This window comes from Streptomyces sp. NPDC094448 (genome assembly GCF_044763775.1).
Lineage (GTDB): Bacteria > Actinomycetota > Actinomycetes > Streptomycetales > Streptomycetaceae > Streptomyces.
The window spans coordinates 199,019-221,724 of sequence record NZ_JBIWGU010000012.1; the positions used below are offsets into that span (position 1 = coordinate 199,019).

Here is a 22,706-nt window from a genome sequence, read left to right on the forward strand (position 1 = left end):
GCGCCGGAGCCGGGCAGCGCGTTGCGTACGGCTCCAGCCCGCTCCCCCGTATCCGCGGGCGGCGGCGACCGGACCGGGGCCGCCGCCCGCGGATACCGTGGAGCGGGCGTTCAGAGGCGGTGCACCGTCCGGAGCGTCGTCGCGTAGGTGCCGGTGCCGGTCAGCGTGGAATCGCCGCCGAGATCCGCCGCGGTCGGCCCGTTGGGCGTCTTGCGACTGGAGAGGAACCTCGGTACACCGGCGGTGTCGCGGCCCAGATGGATCCCGACGTGGTCGATATCGTCCGCCGGGTCGCCCTCCGCGTCGAAGAACACGAGATCGCCGACCTGGAGCGCGGTCAGCGGCGGGGGTGCCGAGGCGGAGTGGGCGATCCGGGTGCCCGGGGCCCTGGCGGCCTGGTTCTTCGCGGTCCGGGGCAGCAGCCCGGGCGACGTGTCGTCGCTCTCGTGGGCGAGCGGGACGCCCAGATGGTAGCCGTAGACCATCCGGATGTAGCCGGAGCAGTCCAGGGCGCCGAGGAAGCGGGGTTCGGCCGTCTTCGTCAGGGAGCCCGTCGGAACCCGGGCGAAGGTCCAGTCGACGCCCATGTATTCGTGGAAGTCGGCGCCTTCCTGGCGCGCGCCGCCGGCGAGGGGCGGCCCGTAGTCGGATTCGCCGAGCACGGGGGCGCCGTGCTCCGGTGGTCCGGAGCGGTACGAGGCGACCCGGGGCGCGCCGGGCAGGAACTGGAAGCCGTAGGAGAGGGCGTCGGGTGCGGTCGACCCCAGCCAGCCGCGGATCCACTGCTCCACCGCCGCGGTCCAGGTCCCGTTGAAGGGTTCGGGGAGCACCCGGACCCAGGACCGGTGGACCACGGTGACCGGTACGGCCCAGGTGGCGGTGTGGATCCGGACCCGGGAGATGCGCAGTTCGGCGGCGAGGGCCGTGCTGTCGGCGGCGGCGCGGACCCCGATCCGGCCCGGGGCGGGCGGCTGGTTCTCGGCGGTGGTCTGCCAGGCGGTGCCTTCGGTGAGGTCGGCCCGCCAGGCACGGGCCTGGACGCGTCCGCCGGTGCGGCTGACCCGGATGCACCACGAGGAGCCCGCCGGATTGCCGGTCGCAACGGGCGCGGAGGGAGCAAGCTGGGTCACGGAGGTGGCGCTGACGGCCTTCTCCAGATGGAGGGTGACGGCGCCGCCGACGGCGAAGGAGAGCCGGGCCCGGCAGTGGTCGGCCGGGCCCGTGTAACCGAAGGTGAGGGCGAAGGAGCGGGCCGCGTCGGAGGGGTCCTGGGCGAAACGCCCGGTGATGACGGCGTCGAGGTCGGCGACCTGTTCGTCCTTGAGCGTGGCGTGGCGGCTCACGGAACTGGTCGCCGGGATACGGACGATCCCGGCCCCGGGCGCGACCTCGTAGTCGCCCGTGGTGCCGTTGGCGGTGTCCCAGGCGCCGCCGCCGGGCGACAGGCCCCAGTTGCCCGGTGCGACGGTCCGCCGGAAGGTGTCGTCGAAGGCCCGCTTGTCCTCGCGGAAGGTCCGCTCGGGGCCGGTGAGCACGACCGTGCGGCAGCCATGGGTGAGGACGGCGAGCGGTTCGTCCCCGAAGGCGACCTCGGTCCGGCCGGGCGTCCCGCTCAGGGGGGTGACGGTGAGCGGGCCGAGGGCGGCCCGGGTGTAGACCGCGGGGTCGTGGGCGGCGACGGCGACGGAGGTACGGGAACTGCCAACCGTGTCCTCGACGGGCGCGGCGGCGGATTGCGGGGCCGGTACGGCGACGGCGGTCCGGGCACCGGCACTTGTGAGCAGCGTTCCGGCGCCGACTGCGGCTATCAGCGAACGGCGGGAAGGGCCCGATGGTCTGGTCATACCCGATGATCGCCGAGAGCCGGGAACGCTGTCGCCCTCTTCTCGCGGTGATGATCCCGGGGGGCGGGGATCGGGGCGGGGATCGGGGCGGCGTTCACCGCGGCCGTACGGTACGGTCCGGCGGCGCGGGCGGGCGGCGGGGGCGGCAGTCGGCGGCGGGCGGGGTGGTCAGTCGGCGTACCCCCGGAAGATCTCGTCGAGCTGCCGGGCGATGGCGGCCTCGACGGCGGTGCACGGGGCGGGGTCGCAGACGCGTTCCGGGTGTCCCGGAGGGGTGCTCGGTTCGGCGGGCCCGTCCGCCGGGTGCTCCGGGAGGACCGGGGGTACGGGTGCCCAGATGCGCCCGTAGAGCGACAGCGCACGGTAGACGAAGCGCAGCGGGACGAGGCAGCCGCGGGCGGTGCGACGGAGTCTGCCGGTCATCGCTCACCTCGTTCGCTGGTCGGGGTCCGGCGGGGCAGGAATACCACCGGGTACCCCACTTGGCCAGTGCTTCAGCACGACTGAAGCGCGTCCGGGGCGAGCGGCCCGCCCCGCGGAGCGACCGGGCCGGACCCGGACGGGAGGCCGGTCGTGCCCGGACGGGCGCCCGGCCGGACGGGCGCGGGGCACGGTCGCGAGCCGTACCAAATCCGATGCTCAGCCGCGAATGGCTTCATCATCTTCCGCTCCCCGCCGTCCGGCTGTCAGCATCTGCGCACGTCATCACCTCAGGAAGAAACACGCACAAACAGGAGAAACCCCCGATGGCAGCACAGACAGCACTGACAGCGCGGAGAGCACGGACCGGGCAGCCGGAGCAGCCGGTACGACCGTTCCGGAGACGTGCCGGTTCCTTCGTCGCCCTGGCCCTCGCCGCCCTGGTGACCGTCTCCTGCGGACGTTCGGACCAGGGCGGGACCTCGGACGGGCCGGCACCGGCCGCGGCGGGCAAGAGCGCCACCGAACTGCTGCCGTCCGATGTGAAGAAGAAGGGCGTGCTGCGGGTCGCCACCGCCGTCGGCTATCCGCCCATGGAGATGTACAAGCCGGGCACCACCGAGCTGACCGGGGTCGACCCCGATCTGGCGCGTGCCGTCGCGGACCGTCTCGGTCTGCGGCTGGAACTGACGAACGCCGCCTTCGACGGGCTGATCCCCGGGCTGAAGTCGGGCCGCTTCGACCTGGTGATGTCGTCGATGACCGACAGTCCCGAGCGCCGCAAGGCGGTGGACTTCGTCGACTACTTCCGCACCGGCGGCGTCATCATGACGAAGAAGGGCAATCCGGAGGGCATCACCACGCTGGAGGACCTCTGCGGCAAGGCCGTGGTCCTCGCCAAGGGCAGTTCCAACCTCGCCATCGGCCAGGAGCAGAACACCCGTTGCGGCAAGAAGATGCGGATCTCGCAGAGCGAGGACGCCCCGACGGGGCTGCTCCAGATCGACAGCGGCCGGGCCGTCGCCACCATCGTCGACTACCCCGTCGCCGCGATGTTCGTGAAGGAGAAGGGGGTGTACGAGGCGCTCCCGGAGCAGTACGGCACGGCTCCCTGGGGCATCGCGGTCGGCAAGGACCGCTCCGGTCTGCGCGACGCCGTGCAGCGGGCGCTCCAGGACCTGATCGACGACGGCGGTTACCGGAAGGTCCTCGACTCCTACGGGGTCGGCGGCAGCGCCGTACCGAAGGCGACCGTCAACGACGGTACGTGAGACGGGGAAACCGGATATGACCCAGCTCGGAAAAAACGATTCTTCAATACCGTTGGCACCACGTCCGGAAGACCCCGGCACCCCGGCCGGCACCTCCGGCGGCCTCGCCCTCCGGGTGACCCGGCGGCCCCGGCCCGCGCGCTGGCTGGCCGTACTCGCCACCGTGTTCTTCGCGGTGTGGCTGGCGTACACCGTCATCGTCAACCCCCATCTCCACTGGGACGTCGTCGTCGACTACCAGTTCGACGACCGTGTCCTCAAGGGCCTGTGGGTGACGGTCCAGCTCACACTGATCTCGATGGTGGTCGGTATCGCCATCGGGGTGCTCATCGCCGTGATGCAGCTCTCCGAGAGCCCGGTGCTCCGGACCGTCGCGGGCGCCTACACCTGGTTCTTCCGGGGTACCCCGCTGCTGGTCCAGCTCATCTTCTGGTTCAATCTGGCGCTGCTGTTCCCGGTCATCGGCATCGGTATCCCCTTCGACGGCCCGAAGCTCGTGGAATGGCAGACCAATGCGGTCATCACGGGCTTCGTCGCGGCCCTCCTCGGTCTCTCCATCAACGAGGGCGCCTATATGGCGGAGATCGTGCGGGCCGGGATCCAGAGCGTCGACCCGGGTCAGCGGGAGGCCGGCGAGTCGATCGGCATGTCGAACCGGCAGATCCTCACCCGGGTCGTCCTCCCCCAGGCGATGCGCGTGATCATCCCGCCCTTCGGCAACCAGTTCATCTCCATGCTCAAGACCACCTCCCTGGTCTCGGTGATCGCCGGTTCCGATCTGATGACCGTCTCCCAGCATCTGTATCTGGCGAACTTCGAGGTCATCGCCCTGCTGATGGTGGCGTCCATCTGGTACCTCGTCCTCACCACGGTCGCCAGCGTCGCCCAGCACTTCGTCGAACGGCGCTACAACCCCGGCGCCGCACCGCTGCGCCGGAGGGTCCTGACCCAGCTCGTGCCCGGCCGCACCGGCAAGGGAGCCCCCGCGTGAACGACATCGTCCTCAAGGCCCGCGGCGTACGGAAGCGGTTCGGCGACACCGAGGTGCTGAAGGGCATCGACCTCGATGTCACGACCGGTGAGGTGCTCTGTGTCATCGGCCCCTCCGGCTCCGGCAAGTCGACCCTGCTGCGCTGCTTCAACCATCTGGAGAAAATCGACGCCGGCCGGATCTGGGTCGACGGCGAACTCGTCGGCTACGAACCGCACGGCACCTCCACCGAGGTGCTGCGCGAGCGGCGGCCGCGGGAGATCCGGCAGCAGCGGGAGCGGATCGGCATGGTCTTCCAGCGCTTCCACCTCTTCCCGCACCGCACGGCGGTGCAGAACGTCATGGAGGGCCCGCTGGTGGTCAAGGGCAGCCCCCGGGCGGAGGCCGAGCGCCGGGCCCGGGAGCTGCTCGACCGGGTCGGGCTCGCGGACCGCGCCGACCACTATCCGGCGCAGCTGTCGGGCGGGCAGCAGCAGCGCGTCGCCATCGCCCGCGCCCTCGCCATGGAGCCCACCCTGATGCTCTTCGACGAACCCACATCGGCGCTCGACCCCGAACTCGTCGGCGAAGTCCTGGGCGTCATGCGTGATCTGGCCCGCAGCGGAATGACCATGATCGTGGTGACCCACGAGATGGGCTTCGCGCGGGAAGTCGCCGACCGGGTCCTCTTCCTGGACCAGGGTGCGGCCGTCGAGGAGGGCAGCCCCGACCGGTTCTTCGGCGACCCGCAGCAGGACCGTACCCGGGCCTTCCTGTCGACGGTGCTGTGATGGGCGGCCCCGGAGCCGTACCGGCAGAGCGCCCCGCCCCGGCGACCGCCGGGCGGCACTCCTACGAACTGCTGATCCGCGGCGGCACCGTGGTCGACGGGACCGGCGCACCGCGCCGGCGGGCCGATATCGCCGTCGACGGCGGGCGGATCACCGTACTGCCGCCGGACGGACGCCACCGCGCCGCCGAAACCGTCGACGCCGGCGGGCGGATCGTCGCCCCCGGATTCATCGACGTGCACACCCACTCCGACGCGCTGGCCGCCTGCGGCGACGCCGGCCGGGACGGCGACGCGGTGGAGGAGCTGCGCCTCGCGCCGCTCCTCCAGGGCGTCACCACCGAGATCGCCGGGAACTGCGGCAGCAGCCTCTTCCCGGCGCTCCCGGAGCGGCTGGCCGGGCTCGCCGACCATGTACGGGTCGTCTTCGGCCTCGGAGCCGTACCGCCCGCCGAGGACTTCGACGGTTTCGCCGCCGGACAGGACCCCGCGCTGCGCCGTACCCATATCGCGTCCCTCGTGGGACACGGCACCCTGCGCGCCGGGGTCATGGGCTTCGAGGACCGGCCGGCCCGCGCCGACGAACTGGGCGCCATGTGCCGGCTCCTCGACCGGGCCCTCGCCCGGGGCGCGGCCGGGCTCTCCAGCGGGCTGATCTATCCGCCCGGCGGTTATGCCTCCACCGGTGAACTCGTGGCACTCGCCGAGGTCGCCGCCCGGCACCGCAAACCGTACGTCACCCATCTGCGCGATGAGATGGCGCAGGTGGAGACCGCGCTGGAGGAGGCCCTGGAGATCGCCCGCCGCTCCGGCGCGCCGCTCCAGATCTCGCACCACAAGACGGCGGGGCGCCATGCCTGGGGCGCCACCGTGCGGACCCTGCCGGTACTGGAGCGGGCCCGCGCCGAGGGGGTGGACGTGCTGTGCGACGTCTACCCCTATACGGCGGGCAGCACCGTCCTCCACGCCCTGCTGCCCCCGTGGGCGAACGAGGGCGGGATCGGGGCCCTGCTGGACCGGCTGCCCCGTCCCGAGGTGCGCGACCGGATCCGTACCTCCATCGCGCGGGGCGTCGACGGCTGGGAGAACACCGTCGGCAACGGCGGCTGGGATCTGATCACCGTCGCCGCCGCCCGGCGCCATCCGGCGGCCGAGGGCCACCGGATCGCCGATCTGGCGACCGCGAACGGCGTCGACGCGGTGGAGTTCGTCTGCGATCTGCTCCTCGCCGAGCAGGGGGAAGTGACCATCATCAGCCACTCCATGCGGGAGGACGACGTCCGCCGGGTGCTCACCAGTCCCCTGTCCATGATCGGTTCGGACGGGGTGCCCAAACCGGGCCGCCCGCATCCGCGCTGGGCCGGCAGCTTCACCCGGGTCCTCGGGCATTACGCGCGGGACGAGGGCCTCCTTTCACCGGAGGCCGCCGTCCACAAGATGACCGGCCTGCCCGCCCGCCGGTTCGGGCTCACCGGGCGCGGCACGATCGCCGACGGGGCCCGTGCGGACCTGGTCGTCCTCGACCCGGAAGCGGTACGGGACCGGGCGACGTTCGACCGGCCGCTGCTGGCGCCCGAGGGCATCGGTACGGTCGTGGTCGACGGCCGGATCGCGGTCCGCGAGGGCCGTCCGACCGACGAGCGCGCCGGAAGGGTGGTGAGGGTGCCGTGACGCTGGCCCGAGTGGCCGCGGCAGCCCGCAGCGCCGCCGCGCTTCCGCTGGTCCTCGCCGTCGCCGCGATCGACGTGGACGACGGCAGCAGCACCGGTGTCGACGACACGGCCGTCCTGCCCGTCGCGTCCGCCGCCAAACTGCTGCTCCTCGCGGAGGTGGCCCGCAGGCTGGACTCCGGCGAACAGGACCCCGCGGCGACCGTCGCCGTGACGGAGGACGACGTGGTGCACGGCACCGGGCTGCTGGTCCGGCTGAGCCGACGCGACTGGACGGTCGAGGACCTGTGCTGGCTGACCGCCTCCGTCAGCGACAACACCGCGACGAACGCCCTGCTGGGGCTGGTGGGGCCGGAGTCGACGGCCCGGCTGGCCCGGAGCCTGTCCCTGGGGGCGCTGACCGTCCACGACCGGGTCCGTGACATCCGCGGACCCGGTGATCCGCCGGTCTTCGCCACCGGCACCGCCCGCGCGCTCGCCGAACTCGTCGCCCACGCCGCCCGGGGCAGCCTGGTCTCCCCCGGCGCGTCCCGGCGGCTGCTGAGCTGGATGCGGTCGAACACGGACCACACCCTGGCCCCCGCGCTGGTCTCCCACGACCCGTACGCGGCCTGCTTCCCCGATCCGCTGCCCGGTGGGCTGCTGCTGGCCAACAAGACCGGTACAGACCCAGGGGTCCGCAGCGACGCGGGCGTCTTCATCGGGGAGCGCCGGGTGGCGTACGCGGTGGTGGCGCACTGGGACACGGCGCTGGGCGCCAGTACGGAGCGGGCCGCGGTACGCGCCATCCGGGACGTCGGCCGCACCCTCGCGGACTATGCCGCGGGCCCGGGCGGGCGCTGACCCGGTACCGGCCTTTGCAGAGGGCCCCGGACGATGGTCCGGGGCCCTCTCTCCACGTCGGACGCGGCCGCCGCTGCCGTGGTGTGTACGGGGGTCGGCGGCCGGTGGGGACGGTCAGGTCCACTGCGCGCCCAACAGCGCCCCGACCTCCTCGGCGGCCGATCGCAGATCCGTCAGGAAAGCCCGCAGCAGGGGGTTCTCGTTGGTCCGCCGGGTCGCCACGCCGATCCGGCGGTGCAACTGGGGGTGGTCGAGGCGCAGGACGTGGACACCGGCCGTGTCGCCGAGGCCCAGTGCGGGCACCAGGGCGATGCCCATACCGGCCCGCGCGAGGTTGATGGTCACCTGGTAGTGGTCGCTGCGGCAGCGGACCCGCGGCAGAAAGCCCTCGACGGCGCAGGCCCGTTCCAGTACGGGTTCGCCGCTGCGGCCGCCCCGGGTGCCGATCCAGCTCTCGCCCTCCAGCGCCGCCAGCCGGACGGCGGACCGCCGTCCGAGGCGGTGCCGCAGCGGCACCACGATCAACTGGGGTTCGTCGAAGAACATCTCCACGTCGACCGGTGCCTGCCGGCACCACGGGTCGAGGGGGTGTTCGAAAACGACCACGGCGTCCAGCCGTCCGGCCTCCAGATCGGGCACCAGTTCGTGCGGCTGGCCGAGGATCAGCTCCAGCTCCACATGGGGGCGGCCGCCGGCGAACCCGGAGAGGGCCCGGGGCAGCAGGTCCAGGCCCGCGGAGGCGAAGAAGCCGACCCGCAGGATCCCGGCCTCGCCGAGGGAGTGGCCGCGCAGATCGTCCTGGGCCACGGCCATCAGATCGGCGACGGCCTGGGCGTGCTCGGCCAGTCTCCGTCCGGCGGAGGTCAGCCTGAGGCTCTGCGGGGCGCGTTCCACGAGCGCGACCCCCACCTCCTGCTCCAGCTTGGCGAGCTGGTGGGAGACCGCCGACGGACTGAGGTGCAGTGCCTCGGCGGCCGCCACGATGGTGCCCCGGCGGGCGATCTCCAGAAGGACGAGCAGACGGCCACTGTTCAGCATCGCGCCAGGTTAAGCCCTTTCTTCCGGTTCAGGCGGTGGCCGGGCGGCGGGCCGTGACCAGGTCCGCCCGCCGGGTCTCCGCCGCCGGTTCGGTGACGGCCGGTTCGGTGACGTCCAGGCGCAGCAGGTCGTCCTCGGTCTCGCGGCGCACCACCAGCCGGGCCTCGCCGTCGCGGACGAAGACGACGGCGGGGCGGGGCAGTTTGTTGTAGTTGGAGGCCATGGCGTAGCCGTAGGCGCCGGTGACCGGTGTGGCGAGCAGATCGGAGACCCGCAGATCGGCGGGGAGCGCCGCATCGTCGATGATCACGTCGCCGCTCTCGCAGTGCTTGCCCACCAAGCGGGCCCGGAGCGGGCGCGGAGCGTAAGGGGTGCGGGGCAGGAAGGCCTCGTAGCGGCTGGAGTACAGGGCGGGGCGGAGGTTGTCGCTCATTCCGCCGTCGACGCTCACATAGGTCCGGACGCCTTCGATCCGTTTGACCGTGCCGACGCGGTAGAGGGTGAGTCCGGCGCGGGCGGTGATGGACCGGCCGGGTTCGACGGTGAGTTCGCCCCGCCAGCCCGCGTCCCGGGCGGCGGTGCGTACCCGGGCGGCCCAGTCGGCGAACTCCGGTACCCGCTGTCCGGCCTCGTAGGCGACGCCGAGTCCGCCGCCGACGGTGAGTCCGCGGACCCCGGTCTCGGCGGCGAACCGGGCGGTGGCCGCGGCGCCGTCGGCCAGCTCGGCCGCGTCCAGCACCTGGGAGCCCACATGGGCGTGGATGCCTTCCAGGACCATCGCCGCGGAGTTCCGGGCGCGGTCGACGGCGGCTGCCGCGGTGCCTCCGGCGAGTCCGAACCCGAACTTGGAGTCGGTACCGCCGGTGCGGATCGACCGGTGGCCGCCCGCGGCGACGCCCGGGGCGATCCGCAGTACGACCGGGAGGGGGGCGAGCCCGGCGGTCGCGTGGAGGCGTTCGATGCGGTCCATCTCGTCGAAGCTGTCGACGACGGTGTGCCGGACGCCGGCGGCGGCCGCGGCGAGGAGTTCGCGGTCGTCCTTGTTGTTGCCGTGGAGCACGATGCGGTCGCCGGGTACGCCCGCGTGCAGGGCGACCCGCAGCTCTCCTCCGGAGGCGACGTCCAGCAGCAGCCCCTCTTCATGGGCGAGGCGGGCCATCGCCGTGCAGAGAAAGGCTTTGGAGGCGTAGGCGACGTTCCCGGCACCGAAAGCGGCGACCGCCTCCCGGCACCGCCGGCGCAGATGCTCCTCGTCGTACACGAACAACGGCGTCCCGAACCTGCGTCCCAGCTCGACGAGCGGTACACCTCCGACGGCCAGCCCGGAGGGGCCGTCCGTCGCGGTGAGCGGCAGCAGGTCCGGGGAGACGGCGGTTGACATGGTTCCTCCCCATGATCGGACTCTCTTTCATCCTCAGCCCTGGCCGGGGGCGGCAAAAGCGGATTCTTCCGGGGGTGAGCATCGGGAAACATGTGGCTCGGGCCGGGCCCGCACGGCCGGATCACCACGGGATCGCCGCGGGATCGCCACCGGATCACAGCCGGTTCACAGCCGGTTCACAGCCGGTTCACAGCCGGATTCCCGCCACCGGATCGGGGAACACTCGTACACCCGTCCCGATCCGGTGGCGCCGGACCCGGCCACCGTGTGCGCGGAGCAGCGCGGGACCGGCCGGGACGGCTGCCGGACACCCTTGCGGCGTCAACCTGTTCGCATCCGATTCACCCCTGGAGGGGGTGAGAGACGGAAGGGCGCCGAAAGCTTTCGGCCGGGACGGGGAGGGTCCGCTGCGCGCGGGGGTACCCGTGGGGCGAGCGAGGCGATCGGGGCCCGGCCCGAAGGGCGGAGCCGGGGCGGAGTCTCCGGTGCCACCCGGGGCAAACCTCTGGCTCAAGGTTGACCAAAGCCAACTCTTCGTCACTTTACGTACCGGCGCGGGTGCGTTTCGCTACTCACCGTTGCGGCTCCGTTGTGGCGCACCCCTGGTGCGGTCCGCCGGCGGTGCCTTCCGACAGCGCCGAATCGAAGGGGGAGAACCATGACCACACCTTCCGCTCCGCTCCGTGTCGCCCTGGTCAACGGCAGCTTCGAGAGTCCCGTCGTCACCGATATGGCGTTTCTGCCGGACGCCTCGCAGACCCAGGTGTCCGGGCGGGTCCCGGGCTGGCTCACCACGGCCTCCGACCACATGATCGAAATCTGGCATTCGGGTTTCCAGGGCGTTCCGTCGGCCGACGGTGCCCAGTTCGCCGAACTCAACGCCAACGAGGTCTCCACGCTCTACCAGGACCTGCCCACCTCGCCGGGCACCAAGCTGTACTGGCGGCTGTACCATCGCGGCCGGCAGGGCAGGGACACCATGGCACTGGACATCGGTGCCCCGGGCGCCACGGTCGAACAGCAGCGCTTCACCGACGGCAACACCGCCTGGGGACGCTACAACGGCGTGTACACCGTCCCGGCGGGCCAGACCCTGACACGCTTCGCCTTCCGTTCCATCTCGGCGGCCGGAGGCAACCGGGGCATCGGCAACTTCCTGGACGGCATCTTCTTCGGGACGGCGCCGTATCTGGTCCTGGAGAAGTCCGCCGTACCCATGGGCCCACTGGAGGTGGGCGACACCCTCACCTACCGCATCACCGCGAAGAACGAGGGCGGCGGCGACGCCGAGAACCTCGTGCTGACCGACACCGTCCCGGACGGGACGACGTATCTGCCGGGTTCCCTGCGTGTCGTGACCGGGCCCAACACCGGCGTCAAGACCGATGCGCAGGGCGACGACCAGGGCTCCTACGACGCCGGGACCAATAGAGTCGTCTTCCGTCTCGGCAACGGCGCCTCCGCGGCGCAGGGCGGCAGTCTGCCCAATACGCTCGCCCTCCCGGCCGGGACGACGGTGGAGTACCGGGTCGTCATCGACCGGGCCTCCGGTGGCAAGCAGATCGCCAACACCGCCACCGCGGCGTACGAGAACCGGTTGGGGAACGAGCCGGAGCCGCTGACCGCCACCTCCGGCGAACAGCTCACCCAGGTGAAACCGGCCGCCGATCTGGCCGTGACCAAAGCTGCCGACGCGACCACCGTCACCGTCGGACAGACCGTGACCTACCGGATCACCGTCCAGAACCACGGCCCGAACGGGGCGACCGGGGTCACCGTCGCCGACCGCCTCCCCGAGGGTCTCGCCTTCCTCTCGGCCAAGGCTTCGACGGGAACCTACGACCCGGCCGCCGGGCAGTGGGCCGTGGGCACGCTGGCCGAGGGCGCCCGGGCGACCCTCGTGCTCCGCGCCAAGGCCACCAGGACCGGACCGGTCGAGAACACCGCCGCGGTCACCGCCGTGGAGAAGGACCCCGGCCCCGCGGACAACACCGACTCCGTCACCGTCTGCGTCGAACCTGCCCCCTCCTGCTGCGACCCCTGCGCCTCGGGCGAGTAGTCCCGCCCGCCGTCGCCCCGGGCCGGCCGGAGCCGCCTTCCGCTCCGGCCGGGTCACCGGGGGGTGTCAGGCGTGCGGGTCCGAAGCCGCCGGCAGGTCGTCGGGCAGCAGGGTGCGCAGCTCGTCGATGCCGGGGCGGTCGACGGCCGTCAGACGGCGGGCCTGTTGGGTGATCATGGTCTCCAGGAGTTGGCGGGCCAGCCGGGCGTTGCCGAAGGCACGGCCGCGCGGGGTCGCGTCGATCCTGGCGCGCAGCGCGTCGAGGGTGGGGGCGGGGCAGGTGTAGCCGCTCTCCCCGGCCTGGTGTCCCATGATGGTGAGCAGTTCGTCGGTGGAATAGTCCTCGAATTCCACATACCGGGAGAAGCGGGAGGCCAGGCCCGGGTTGGAGGCCAGGAAGCCGCGCATCTCCGCGGTGTAGCCCGCGACGATCACCACGATCTCGTCCCGGTGGTCCTCCATCAGCTTCAGCAGGGTGTCGACCGCTTCCCGGCCGAAGTCGGAGCCCGCGCCCCCGGGGGTGAGGGTGTAGGCCTCGTCGATGAAGAGGACACCGCCCAGCGCGCTCTGGAACACCTCTTTGGTGAGCTGCGCGGTATGGCCGACGTACCGGCCGACCAGATCGGCCCTGGCCACCTCGACCAGTTGGCCGCGGGACAGGACGCCCAGCGAAGCCAGCAGGCCCGCGTAGAGCCGGGCCACCGTGGTCTTGCCGGTGCCGGGAGAGCCGGAGAACACCAGATGGCGGCTGACGCGGTGCACGGGCAGTCCCGCGGCCGCGCGCTGTTCGGCGGTGGCCAGGAGGCTGACCAGATCGGTGACCTCGCGTTTCACCGCGCGCAGCCCGACCATGCCGTCCAGTTTCGCCAGCATGGCCGCCCGGTCCTCCGCCTCGGTGCGGGGGGCCGTCGCGGCATCGGCGACGTCCTCGGGCAGCAGCAGCGCCAGATCGCGTTCGGCCGGTTCGTCCATCGTCGAGAGCCGGACGGCCTGCCGGTCGACCATCTCCTCGAACACCCGCCGCGCGGCCCGGCCGTTGCCGAAGGCGGCGCCGCGTTCCATGGCCGTGTAGTGCGCGGCGAGCGCCCGGGACGTACCGGGGCCCAGCTCGTAGAGGTTGGAGCGGCACATGCTCTCGGTGATGGTGACCAGTTCGTCGACGGAGTAGTTGCCGAACTCGATGGTGCGGGTGAAGCGGGAGGCCAGGCCCGGGTTGGAGGAGAGGAAGCCTTCCATCTCGGAGGAGTAGCCGGCGGCGATGACCGCGACGTCCTCGCGGTGGTCCTCCATCAGCTTCAGCAGGGTGTCGACCGCTTCCCGGCCGAAGTCGTTGGACGGGCCGCCCGTGGTGAGGGTGTAGGCCTCGTCGATGAAGAGGACACCGCCGATGGCCCTCCGGAACGCCTCCGTCGTCTTGATGGCCGTCCCGCCGATCACCTGGGCGACCAGATCGGCTCGGGAGACCTCCACCAGATGGCCTTCCGGCAGGACTCCGAGCCGGGCCAGGACCGAGCCGTAGAGACGGGCCACGGTAGTCTTGCCGGTGCCGGGGGGCCCGGCGAAGACCAGATGGCGGCTCATCGACGGCACCGGCATGCCGAGGCGTTTGCGGCGCTGGGCGAGCTGGTTGAGGTTGACCAGTGTCCGCACCTGGTGTTTGACGCCGTCCAGTCCGGTCAGCGCCTCCAGTTCCTCCAGGGGGTCGCGGGGGCCGCCGTCGGGGCGGGCCGGCGCGCCGGGCGGGCCCGCGGTCGCGGCGTCGAGGCCCCAGAGGTCCGGGGCCCCGTTGTCGGCGCTGGTCAGCTCCAGCACTTCGAGCCGTTCCCCGGCCCGGGTCCCGTTCAGTCCGGCGGCCCGGTTGTCGCGCACCGTACAGCCGTGGACCGTCACCGGCTCCGCGGTGTCCACGCGGACGCCGTCACCGACGCTGCCGGAGATCTCACAGGATCTCAGTTCGGCGCGGGCTCCGCGGCGAGCAGTACTCCGTGCGCCCCGGCCCCGGAGATCCGGACCCGGGTCAGGGCGGCCTCCCCGCCGTCCTCCACCAGCACTCCGGCGGAGCCGGGGCCCTCCACGTCGGTGTCGCGGACGGTGGCCACGCCGTCCCGGCCGACCGAGATCCCCGCATCGCCGCAGTCGCGCAGAGCGCAGTCGTCGAACTCGGTCTGCGCCCCGTCGGCGATGCGCACCCCGGCCCGGGCGGCCCGTTCCACCACGCAGAACTCCAGCCGGCCACGGCCGTCGTCGCCCGCTTCCACACCGTGCCGTCCGGCGCCGGAGACCAGGGTCCGGCGCAGCAGGGGCCGGGCGTGCGAGCGGACGGAGACGCCGCTGCCGTGCGGGGCGAGGATCTCCAGCCGGTCGAATTCGGCGGTGGAGTGGTCGGTGAGCTGTACGGCCGCTTCCGGGTCGGCGCAGTCCTGGACGGTTGTCCGGAGGAAGGTGGGCGATGCCGAGTCGGCGACCCGGATCGCGGCGGCGGCGGCCGTGTCGAAGGCGCAGTCCTCGAAGGTGCCCCGGGAGCGTTCGGCGACGAGGAGGCCCGGTCCTCGGGTACGGGTGGTGGTGCACCGGCGGAGCAGCGGGTCGGCGCCTTCGGACAGGGCGATGCCGGGGCCCGTGGTGCCGGAGACGGTGACGTCATCGAGGACCGGACGGGCGGCGCTGCTCAGATGGATGCCGACGGCGCAGTCCCGGACGGTGGTGTGCAGGACGCGGGTGGTGCTCTCGCCCTCCAGTGCCAGGGCGGGTTTGCCGGTGCCGCTGAAGTCGCAGGACTCCACGGTGCCGCGGGCTTCGCCGTTGGCCAGGACGCCGTTGCCGCGGGCGTCGCGGACCCGGCAGTCGCGGATGGTGGAGTCGGCCTGTTCGCTGAGGACGACGGCGGAGGAGCCGAGGTTCTCCAGGACGCAGTCCTCGACGATGCTGGGCTTGGTGGAGGTGTCGACGATGCCGGCGCCTTCCCGGTTGGTGATGCGGCAGCCGCGGATGGCGAGTGACCCGGTCTCCCGGGCGAGGAGTGCCGTCCAGCCGGCGCCGGACACGGTACAGCGGTCCAGGGCGATCTGGCCGCGTGGCGCGTCCACCACGGCGACGTCCTCGCTGCCGCCGCGGAGCACCAGGTCGGTGAGGAGGACGGCGTCGGCGATCAGGGTGACGGCGGTGCCGCGGCGGGGCCGGATCTCCACCGATCCGGGGTCGCCTTCGCCCACGACGGTGACCCGGGTGCGTACGGTGAGGTTCTCCGCGTACCGGCCGGGTTTGACCCGGATCACGGCGCCCGTTCGCGCCGCGGCCAGTGCCTCGCCGATGGTCCGGAAATCGTCCGACTGCTCCTGACCGACCGTCAGTACTTGCCGTGACACGCTCGCCCCTCCTGTGTGCCGGCCCCGCTCCGGGCCCGTCCGGTGGTGTCTTCTGGTCGCCTAGCATGTGCCTTATGCCGTTGGACCGTTGTCGTCGTGTCATGACTCTCGCGGCGGTCACCGCGATACCCGCCCTGTTGCTGGCTCCGTCCGCGGGTGCCGACAGCGGCGATCCGGTGACCCTGCCGCCGCTCCGGCAACGCCTGGCCGCCGAGGAACCGTGTGCGACCGCCTCGGCGAAGATCGCGGAGATGGGCCCCTGGACCCATCGGGCGCTGCAGCTCTCCCGCTCCTGGCAGCTCAGCCGGGGCGCCGGTGTCACGGTGGGGGTGGTGGACACCGGGGTCGGTGCCCGGGTGCCCGCGCTGGACGGGCGGGTGACCGCCGTGGGCGGGGCGGGTGAGGACTGTGTGGGGCACGGGAGTTTCGCCGCCGGGCTGATCGCCGGGGCGCCCACCGGCCGCGGTCAGATCACCGGGGTCGCTCCCGCGGCCCGTATCCTCGCCGTCCGCGGCACCGATACCCGCGGTGTGCCGGATGCCGGGCTGATCGCGCAGGGCATCCGTACCGTCGTGGACGAGGGCGTGCAGGTCGTCTATGTGGGGCAGGCGCTCGGCGCGGGCAGCGCGGAACTCACCGCCGCGGTGGCGTACGCGGCCGGTAAGGACGTCCTCGTCGTCGCACCCGCCGTGCCGGACACCGCCCCCAGGGGTGCCGGCGGCAGGCCGGACACCCGGGCCCGCCCCTACTGGCCGGCCGCGCAGCCCCGGGTGCTTTCGGTGGTCGACCACGGGCCCGACGGCAGGCGGCCGGAGCACGCGCCCCTGGCACTCGCCCCCGACCTGTCCGCCCCCGGCGACGCAGTCGTCGGCATCGGTGTGCGCGGACCGGGCCATTTCATCGGTTCCGGTTCGTCGTTGGCCGCCGCGCATGTCGCGGGGGCGGCGGCGTTGCTGCGCGCCTACCACCCGGATCTCAACGCCGTCGCGACCGCGCGCCGCCTGACCGAGGCCGCCTATCCCGAGCACACGCCCCGGCTCGACGTCTACGCGGGACTGACGGCGCTGCTCGCGGCGGAGCGGGCGCCGGCCGGGAAGAGCCCCGATCCGGCGGTGGTTCCGGCCTCCGCTTCGGCGGGCCCCCGGAGCCGTGCGCTGCTGATCGGCGGCGGCTCCCTGGTGCTGGTGCTGCTGGTGGGTGCCGCGATGGTCGTCGTCCCGCTCGGCAGAGCGCGCGGCTGGCGCCCCGCGGGCTAGGCCGTCTCTTTCGGCGGGCCCCCGGATCGGGCGCGCCGGGGGTGTCACGGGGTCCCCTGGTCGACCAGCGCCGTCTGGATGTCGACGTTCTTGCGGCGGGTGATCCTGGTGCCGCGGCCGGGGATCAGGTTACGGCCCTTGACGTTGCCGAACACATAGCCTTCGGCCGGCGGGCAGGACAGCAGGATGCCGGGGGTGTTGACCTCCAGCATGCGGCGGAGCAGCGGATCGTTCAGACCGCGTCCCGCGCCCGCCGCCGAGCGGGCCACCACCAGGTGCATTCCCACCTCGTAGCCGAGTGCCAGATGGTCCATCAGCGGGGCGAAGGGCTGGTTCAGGGGTCCGCCGCCGCCCACCATGTCGTAGTCGTCGACCAGGACGAACAGCCGTGGACCGGTCCACCAGTCGCAGAGCCGCATCCGGGAGGGTGCGATGTCCGCGCCCGGCAGCCGGGTCCTGACCGCCCGGGCCGCGCCGTCGACCAGTTCCTTCAGGGCGTCCAGCGAGACCGCGTGCCCGAGGCGGTAGGCGTCGGGTACGGCCTCGACCAGCTCGCGCCGGTAGTCGATCACCATGATCCGTGCTTCGGCGGGGGTGTAGCGGTCGATGATCGCCTTGGCGGTCAGCCGCAGCAGATTGGTCTTGCCGCTCTCGGCGTCACCGACGACGATCAGGTGGGGGCTGGCCGAGAAGTCGTGCCACAGGGTACCCATGGTCTCCTCCTCGACGCCGAGCGGGATCCGCACCCCGTCGTCCTGGGCGGGGGGCAGTGCGGCGGCGGGCAGGAGTGTGGGCAGCATCCGTACCTGCGGCGCGGGCGGTCCCGGCCAGTGTTCGGTCACCCGGGCGACCAGACCGGCCACGCCGTCGGAGAGGTCTGCGGCACCGGTGCGGCCGTCCACCCGGGGCAGCGCCGCCAGATAGTGCAGTTTCGCGTCGCGGGTCAGGCCCCGGCCGGGTGACCGCGGCACCGCGGCCGCCTTGCGGACGTCGATCGTGGAGTCCATGGGGTCGCCCATCCTCAGCTCCAGCCGGGTCCCGGTCTGGTCGCGGACCGCGGCGGTCAGCTCGACCCAGCGGGAGGTGGTGATCAGCAGGTGGATGCCGTAGTTCAGGCCGCGCGCGGCGAGGGCGTTGAAGGTGGCGAGGTAGTGGTCGTAGTCCTGGCGGACCGTGGACCAGCCGTCGACCGCCAGAAACACGTCGCCGTACGGTTCGTCGGGGAACTCCCCGGCGGCCCGGCGCCGCCGGTAGGCCGCCATGGAGTCGATGCCGTGTTCCAGGAAGAACTTCTCGCGGTGCGCGAGCACCGTGGTGACCTCGGACATCACCCGGCCGACGCGTTCCTTGTCCATACGTGCGGCGACTCCGCCGACATGCGGCAGCCCGGCCAGTGCGGCGAGGGTGCCGCCGCCGAAGTCGAGGCAGTAGAACTGCACTTCGCGCGGGGTGTGGGTGAGGGCCAGCGCGCAGATCAGGGTGCGCAGCAGGGTCGATTTGCCGCTCTGCGGCCCACCGGCGATGCCCGCATGGCCCCCGGCGGCCGACAGGTCCACGACGAGGGGCTCACGCCGCTGGTCGAAGGGGCGGTCCACGATGCCGACCGGCGCCCTGAGCTGTCCGCGCAGTGCGGTGGCGGTCAGCCCGTACTCGGGATGCGGGGTCAGCGGGGCCAGCAGCTCGTCGAGTGCCGACGGCTCGTCCAGCGGCGGCAGCCATACCTGGTGGGCGGGTGGTCCGGCGTCCCGGAGCCGTTCGGCGGCGACCGCCAGCAGTGACCGGCTCTCCTCCTCGGGCTGTTCGGGCCCGGTTTCGGGCGGTGGGGCGGGGAGCTGCCGGGGGACCACCCAGTCCGAGGTCCAGGGCACCACCTGGCTGGCGATCCGGGCCTGGTGGGCCGAGCCGCTGCGCCGCCGGTAGGGCCCGGAGACATAGGCGGCGCGGAACCGGGTCAGGGCCTCCACTCCCGTTTTGACGAAGCCGCTGCCCGGTGTCGGCGGCAGTTCGTAGGCGTCGGGTACGCCCAGCACTCCGCGGCTCTCCATGGCGGAGAAGGTCCGCAGGCCGATCCGGTACGACAGATGCGATTCGAGCTGGTGCATACGGCCCTCGTCGAGGCGCTGCGAGGCCAGCAGCAGATGGACGCCGAGGCTGCGCCCGAGCCGTCCGATCATCACAAACAGCTCCATGAACTCGCGATGCGCGGCCAGGAGTTCGCTGAACTCGTCGACGACCACGAACAGGCTGGGCAGGGGGTCCAGCGGGGTTCCGGCGGCGCGCGCCTTCTCGTACTCCAGCGCGGAGGTGTAGTTGCCCGCGGCCCGCAGCAGTTCCTGACGGCGAATCAGTTCGCCGTGCAGGGCGTCCTGCATCCGGGCGACCAGTTCGACTTCGTCGGCCAGGTTGGTGATGACCGCTGAGGTGTGCGGGAGTTCGTCCAGGCCCAGGAAGGTGGCACCGCCCTTGAAGTCGACCAGGACGAAGTTCAGTGTCTCCGAGGAGTTGGTGAGTGCCAGGGCGAGGACCAGGGTCCGCAGCAGTTCGCTCTTGCCCGAGCCGGTGGCGCCGATGAGCATGCCGTGGGGGCCGGTACCGCCTTGGGCGGACTCCTTGATGTCGAGTTCCACCGGTGTGCCGCCGGGGCCGACGGCGATCGGCACGCGCAGTCGCTCGGAGCGGGTGCGCCGCTGCCAGAGTGACGCCGGTTCATGGCGGTAGAGGTCGGCGATGCCGAGGAGGGTGGTGAGTTCGGTGTCGGCGGCCATGGGTTCGCTCGCCTCGCGGCCGACGCCCATCCGGTACGGGGCGAGCAGTTTGGCGAGCGCGACGGCGGATGCCGTGCCCAGGGTGTCGGGCTGCCCCAGGGATACCAGTTGTTCCTTGCGCTCCCGGTCGGTGCGGACCAGTTGCAGGGTCTCCCCGGTGAGGTCGAGGCGGAGCGTCGCCCGGCCCGGCCGCCAGGTCAGGGCGGAGTCCAGGTCGAGCAGTACGGCGTTGCGGAAGCCGGGGCCGTCCGCCCGGTGGCCGCCGGGGAGCGCCACCCCGTCGAGTACGACCACGATGTACGGCTCTTCCCGGCCGGCCCGGGCCTCGGGATCGAACGGGGGCCGTTCCTCGAACTCGGGGCCGAGCAGTTCGTCCAGCTCGCCGACGGAGGTGACCACCATGCGCACGGCGCCCGCGCCGTCCGACTCCGCCCGGTGCAGGTTGTGCGGCAGCCACTTCACCCACTCCCAGTCGGCTCGGCGGTCGTCGGCGGCGCAGACCGCGATCCACAGGTCGTCGGGCGAGTGGACCACGGCGAGCTGCGCCAGCATCGCCCGCGCCAGGGTGCGGATCCGCTCGGGTTCACCGCGGAACAGGATCCGCGCCCAGGTGCGGAGGTAGACCGCGATGGGCTGCCGGGGGACCGTGGAGTAGGCGCGGGTGAAGCTGCGGAGCGCGTGGGCGCTCAGCGGTTCCAGGTCCTCCACCGGTTTGGTGGCGAGCGGGGCCAGTTTCAGGCCGAGTTTCTGGTCACCGACCGCGACCCGCACCTCCCCGAAGTCCTCGTCGGCGGGGCGCCGTTCCCAGAGCCGGCTGGTGCCGACCAGGGACCAGAGCGTGCTCGGTTCGGGATGCCGCCAGGCCAGTGCCCGCTGCTGTTCCGCGACGGCGGCGCGCGCTTTGCGCCGCATCTGGCGGAGGTAGCGCAGATAGTCCCGCCGGTCGCCGTTGAGGCGCTGCTTCCGCTCGCTGCTGCGGCGCACGTACTGGCCGAGAATCATCGCTGCCGCGGAGACCACCATGATGCCGAGCGCCAGATAGATGAACACGCCGCTGCGGGAACCGCCGGGCCGCATGTACATCAGGACCATCGACACCGACATCAGGGCCATCGGAAGGTAGTTCCACACGGCCGAGCTGTCCGGGGTGACCTCCGGCAGTACGGGTGGCTCCTGGAGGCTCAGTTCGCCGTCCGGCATATCGGGTCCGTGTCTGCGGGCGGGCCGGCGGAAAAGGACGGTACTCAACGAGCGCTCTCCTTCCGGGCGCCGCGGGAACGGCACAGGCGGGATTCGGGTGGGGGCGATGCCTTCCGGGGCCGGGGAAGCGGCCGATCGGGCTTACGGGCCCGGCGAGTTGGGCAGACCGCCGCGAGATGCGCGCATCGCCGCGCCCGGCCCGGTGGGGAGGGACCCACCGGCCACGGGCAGTCTACGATCCATCTCACGGTTCACTCGTACGGACCTGCGCGAGGCGGAGGAACCGGTTCAGTCGCGCAGTGCGCCTCCGACCGCGCACACGTCCCCTCTTCGACCCGTCCCCGTCCCGCCGGAGACCTGGCGGGGTCTCCCGACGAAGCGTGAGTTCTCTCCATGACCGACAGCACCACGTCCGCACTGTGCCGCGTCACCGTACGCGCTCCGGCCAAGTCCATCGACCTCGCGGTCCCCGCCGACGTACCGGTCGCCGATCTGCTGCCCGCCCTGGTCCGGTACGCCGGTGACGAGCTGTCCGAGCAGGGCCTGGAGCACGGCGGCTGGGTGCTCCAGCGGCTCGGCGGCCGTCCGCTCGACGAGGACGCCAGCCTGGAGTCGCACGGTGTCCTCGACGGCGAGACCCTGCATCTGCGGCCGCATACCGACGCCCTGCCCGAGGTCCTCCTGGACGATCTGGTCGAGGGCGTGGCCACGACCATGGAGACCCAGCCCTTCGCCTGGACGGCGCAGGCCGCCCGCCGGGTGCTGCTGACCCTGCTGGTGCTCGCCCTGGCCGCCGGGCTGGCCGTCCTCGCCGTGCCGGGTCCCCCCGGCGGGCTGCGGGCCCTGGCCGCCGCGGCCACCGGGCTGCTGCTCCTCGGCGGGGCGGCGTCCGCGGGCCGGGCGGTGGGCGACGCCGGGGCGGGTGCCGCCCTCGGCCTCGCCGCCGCGCCGTACTTCGCCCTGGCCGGCTGGCTGCTGCCCGGCGGTGCGCTCAGCGGACCCGGACAGTGGGAGGTGCTGGGGGCGCGGCTGCTGGCGGCGGGGGCCGCGGCGGCCGGCGGAGCGATGCTCGCCGTCGCCGCCGTCGCCGCGTTCGCCGCACTGTTCCTGGCCCTGGTGGTGGTGTCGGCCGCGGCGGTACTCGCCGGGGCCCTGATGATGACCATGGACCTGGGGCCGGGCCACGCGGCCGGGGTGGTCGCCCTGACCGCGGTGGTGTTCGGGGCGTTCGTACCGTCGATGTCGTTCCGGCTGTCCGGTCTGCGGATGCCTCCGCTGCCGTCCAACGCCGAGCAGCTCCAGGAGGGCATCGAACCGCACCTCCCCTCGTCGGTGGCCGCCCGGACGGTGGTCGCCGACGGCTGGATGACCGGCCTGTACGCCGCCACCGCCGCCGTCTGCGCGGTCTGCCTCTCCGGTCTGGCGCACCGCTTCACCCTGCCGACCGTGTTCATGGCCCTCGCCCTGGCGCTGCTGCTGCTCCTCCACAGCCGCGCCCTCGGTAACGTCCTGCAACGGCTGTCCCTGGTCGCGGCCGGTGTCTGGGGCGTGGCGCTGCTGGTCCACGGCGCGGCCGGGCAGGCCGCCCCGGCCCAGCGGCTGCTGCTGGTCGCCGCGCTGGTGGCGGTCGCCGCCGCCCTCGCCGTCACCTCGTGGACCGTGCCGGGCCGGCGTCTGGTGCCGTACTGGGGCCGGGCGGCCGAGATCCTGCACTCCGCCACGGCCGTCAGCCTGCTCCCCCTGTCGCTGTGGGTGCTCGGCGTCTACGGATGGCTGCGGGCCATGAACGGCTGACCGAACCCGGACCACCGAAGGACCGCCGACTCGAAGGACC

13 protein-coding genes and 1 pseudogene are annotated in these 22,706 nt (G+C 72.7%); 8 read left to right on the plus strand and 6 right to left on the minus strand.

Features of this window, described 5'->3' with window-relative positions:
- Positions 1-110 precede the first annotated feature (110 nt).
- Both ACIQ9E_RS23945 and ACIQ9E_RS23950 read right to left on the minus strand, forming a co-directional pair.
- Positions 111-1,844, minus strand: a complete 1,734-nt coding sequence (locus ACIQ9E_RS23945; RefSeq protein WP_403710157.1) for an NlpC/P60 family protein — start codon at positions 1,842-1,844, stop codon at positions 111-113.
- A gap of 168 nt (positions 1,845-2,012) precedes the next feature.
- Positions 2,013-2,267: a DUF6059 family protein gene (locus tag ACIQ9E_RS23950; RefSeq protein WP_403710159.1), complete on the minus strand. Its 255-nt coding sequence runs from the start codon at positions 2,265-2,267 to the stop codon at positions 2,013-2,015.
- 323 nt (positions 2,268-2,590) lie between these two features.
- Between ACIQ9E_RS23950 and ACIQ9E_RS23955 the strand changes: the two genes are divergently transcribed.
- Genes ACIQ9E_RS23955 through ACIQ9E_RS23975 form a run of 5 tightly spaced genes read left to right on the plus strand, consistent with a single transcriptional unit; the run spans position 2,591 to position 7,808 of the window.
- Entirely contained in the window at positions 2,591-3,535 is a 945-nt protein-coding gene (locus ACIQ9E_RS23955) for an ABC transporter substrate-binding protein (protein WP_403710161.1), read from the plus strand.
- Between the two features lie 52 nt (positions 3,536-3,587).
- Positions 3,588-4,526, plus strand: coding sequence for an amino acid ABC transporter permease (locus ACIQ9E_RS23960; RefSeq protein WP_403710163.1), 939 nt, complete (start codon positions 3,588-3,590; stop codon positions 4,524-4,526).
- On the plus strand, positions 4,523-5,296 hold the full coding sequence (locus ACIQ9E_RS23965; protein WP_403710165.1) for an amino acid ABC transporter ATP-binding protein: 774 nt from the start codon (positions 4,523-4,525) through the stop codon (positions 5,294-5,296). Before ACIQ9E_RS23960 ends, ACIQ9E_RS23965 begins: the two co-directional genes overlap by 4 nt.
- Positions 5,296-6,966 carry an amidohydrolase family protein gene (locus ACIQ9E_RS23970; protein ID WP_403710167.1) on the plus strand — a complete coding sequence of 557 codons (1,671 nt, stop codon included), beginning with the start codon at positions 5,296-5,298 and terminating at the stop codon, positions 6,964-6,966. Before ACIQ9E_RS23965 ends, ACIQ9E_RS23970 begins: the two co-directional genes overlap by 1 nt.
- Entirely contained in the window at positions 6,963-7,808 is an 846-nt protein-coding gene (locus ACIQ9E_RS23975) for a serine hydrolase (protein WP_403710169.1), read from the plus strand. The genes ACIQ9E_RS23970 and ACIQ9E_RS23975 overlap by 4 nt, the downstream gene beginning before the upstream one ends.
- Before the next feature lie 114 nt (positions 7,809-7,922).
- On the opposite strand, the gene ACIQ9E_RS23980 is transcribed toward ACIQ9E_RS23975, so the two are convergent.
- Together ACIQ9E_RS23980 and lysA are read right to left on the minus strand one after the other, a co-directional pair.
- Positions 7,923-8,846: a LysR family transcriptional regulator gene (locus ACIQ9E_RS23980; protein ID WP_403710171.1), complete on the minus strand. Its 924-nt coding sequence runs from the start codon at positions 8,844-8,846 to the stop codon at positions 7,923-7,925.
- Between the two features lie 28 nt (positions 8,847-8,874).
- Positions 8,875-10,227, minus strand: coding sequence for a diaminopimelate decarboxylase (gene lysA, locus ACIQ9E_RS23985; protein ID WP_403710173.1), 1,353 nt, complete (start codon positions 10,225-10,227; stop codon positions 8,875-8,877).
- Between the two features lie 658 nt (positions 10,228-10,885).
- Here lysA and ACIQ9E_RS23990 point away from each other — a divergent pair.
- Positions 10,886-12,286: an isopeptide-forming domain-containing fimbrial protein gene (locus ACIQ9E_RS23990; RefSeq protein ID WP_403710175.1), complete on the plus strand. Its 1,401-nt coding sequence runs from the start codon at positions 10,886-10,888 to the stop codon at positions 12,284-12,286.
- Between the two features lie 66 nt (positions 12,287-12,352).
- On the opposite strand, the pseudogene ACIQ9E_RS23995 reads toward ACIQ9E_RS23990, so the two are convergent.
- Positions 12,353-15,651: pseudogene (locus tag ACIQ9E_RS23995) on the minus strand (right-handed parallel beta-helix repeat-containing protein).
- Between the two features lie 101 nt (positions 15,652-15,752).
- Here ACIQ9E_RS23995 and ACIQ9E_RS24000 point away from each other — a divergent pair.
- Positions 15,753-16,907, plus strand: coding sequence for a S8 family serine peptidase (locus ACIQ9E_RS24000; RefSeq protein WP_403710176.1), 1,155 nt, complete (start codon positions 15,753-15,755; stop codon positions 16,905-16,907).
- Positions 16,908-16,951: 44 nt separating this feature from the next.
- Here ACIQ9E_RS24000 and eccCa read toward each other — a convergent pair whose 3' ends face one another.
- Positions 16,952-20,920 carry a type VII secretion protein EccCa gene (gene eccCa / locus ACIQ9E_RS24005; protein WP_403710177.1) on the minus strand — a complete coding sequence of 1,323 codons (3,969 nt, stop codon included), beginning with the start codon at positions 20,918-20,920 and terminating at the stop codon, positions 16,952-16,954.
- Positions 20,921-21,265: 345 nt separating this feature from the next.
- On the opposite strand from eccCa, the gene eccD reads away from it, so the two are divergent.
- Complete coding sequence (eccD, locus tag ACIQ9E_RS24010) at positions 21,266-22,666, plus strand: type VII secretion integral membrane protein EccD (protein WP_403710178.1); 1,401 nt, start codon at positions 21,266-21,268, stop codon at positions 22,664-22,666.
- Positions 22,667-22,706: the final 40 nt, after the last annotated feature.